This is a genomic window from Halanaerobium congolense, assembly GCF_004366375.1.
Lineage (GTDB): Bacteria > Bacillota > Halanaerobiia > Halanaerobiales > Halanaerobiaceae > Halanaerobium > Halanaerobium congolense.
The window spans coordinates 1-1,561 of sequence record NZ_SOEF01000085.1 but is presented as its reverse complement, the minus strand read 5'-3'; the positions used below and the strand labels follow the sequence as shown (position 1 = coordinate 1,561).

Below are 1,561 nucleotides of genomic sequence, written 5' to 3'. Positions count from 1 at the left end.
TCACTAGCATTGCATAAAAATATTTAAGCATTGTCAAATTTAAGTTATTGAGAACATATACTATCTACAGAATATTCAGTCACTACCTTATCCTTTTTTAAGAAAAAGAGATAATGGAGTATTAAGAGATAGTCTTTATCCACATTTTACCATAATATATTTGCTCTTTTTACAGAATTACTGGATTGAATTCTGTTGAATATAAAAGCTCTGTTTCTCCTGCCATCACCTGCCTTTCGAGTAGCTGATAGATTTTTTCGTAATCTATCACTCTCCGACCTTTAGACGAGCGTGATGGTGGTCGATTTATCTTTCTGATAAAAGCTTTTAAACTCTCAAACTTACAGGCTCTAAAATATTTAAGCACCTTAAATAAACTCTTATCTGTATTGGCTTCTCTTTTTAAGAGAGTAAGTAATACAAAGCTGATTAAAGCAGTAAATATCTGTGATTTAACAGCATTCTCACTGTGTCCATAAAAGACTTTAACATGCAGATGCTGTTTGATCCACTTAAAGAAAATCTCTATCTGCCAGCGATCTCTGTAGTATCTGCTGATTAATGCTGCAGAATGTTCAAAGTCATTTGTAATTAATCTAATTGTACTGCCAGGGTTTTCTCTGTCAGGTATTTCTAAGATCCTTAAGATATTATCCATCTGTTTGTCCTGTTTTTTATCACCTAAAAGAACAATTGAATCTTTAACTTCCTGGCCATCAATAATTACAGTTTTAGATTTTAGAACTTTAATTTTAGCATTACTCTTAAGCCTTGATAAAAAGAGAATACCAGCATCACAGTAATTATCAAAGCCTTGATAGTCAACATAAGCTCTATCAAAGACATGGAGAGTATTTTTATCCTGAACAATGAGATTATCCATCTTGGTTTTATCTGCACCCTTAGCTGGAGTAATCTCAACTTTATCAGGCATAATTTCTCCATCATAAATAATGCGGGTATGTATTTTAATTCCTGCTTTTGTTGATCTAAAATCAGCCCAGGGATAATTACTTAAAGCCATAGAGACAGTTGATGCATCAATGATGTTTAGCTGGCCAAGATTATTTCTGTAGAAATTAGAACCTCTTTTTGCCAGAGCTTCAAGTTTAATCTGATTAAATATTTCTTCAAAGATCACTGGTGGAATATCTCTTAATTTTCTTGAAAGCTGAGAGGCACTTATAGAGTCCAGGCCAATTTCTTTTTTAAGATCAGACCTATTGCTGACATCAATGCTTAAACTGTCAAGAGAGCTAACAGATTCAAGCTGACCATAGAGTAAAATTAAGAATAATCTTTTTGTTGTAAGTTTTTTAGTATATTTATCCAGTTCAAGTTCAGTAACAATTTTTGAGAATAAATTAAAATTTATTGAAACAAGTAGTTGATTAAATGTGGTTTCTGTGATATCTTTGTCCATAGTATATGCTCCTTATTTTTTGGGATTTGGACAAAGACTATCCTAATCCCAATTATAAGGAGTTTTTCTATTTTAAGCAAGTATTTTCGTTAAAAACAGAACTTGACTTTTCTTAAATATTTTTATGCAATGCTAGTG

At 31.8% G+C, this 1,561-nt stretch carries 1 protein-coding gene; it reads right to left on the bottom strand.

The window, feature by feature from the left end; genetic code table 11:
• Positions 1–169 precede the first annotated feature (169 nt).
• Positions 170–1,423 carry an IS4 family transposase gene (locus C7954_RS13515; protein ID WP_073161076.1) on the bottom strand — a complete coding sequence of 418 codons (1,254 nt, stop codon included), beginning with the start codon at positions 1,421–1,423 and terminating at the stop codon, positions 170–172.
• Between the last annotated feature and the right edge of the window lie 138 nt (positions 1,424–1,561).

Excerpts from the sequence above, each read along its gene's own strand:
- C7954_RS13515 (WP_073161076.1), bottom strand. The coding sequence starts at position 1,423 with ATGGACAAAGATATCACAGAAACCACATTTAATCAACTACTTGTTTCA.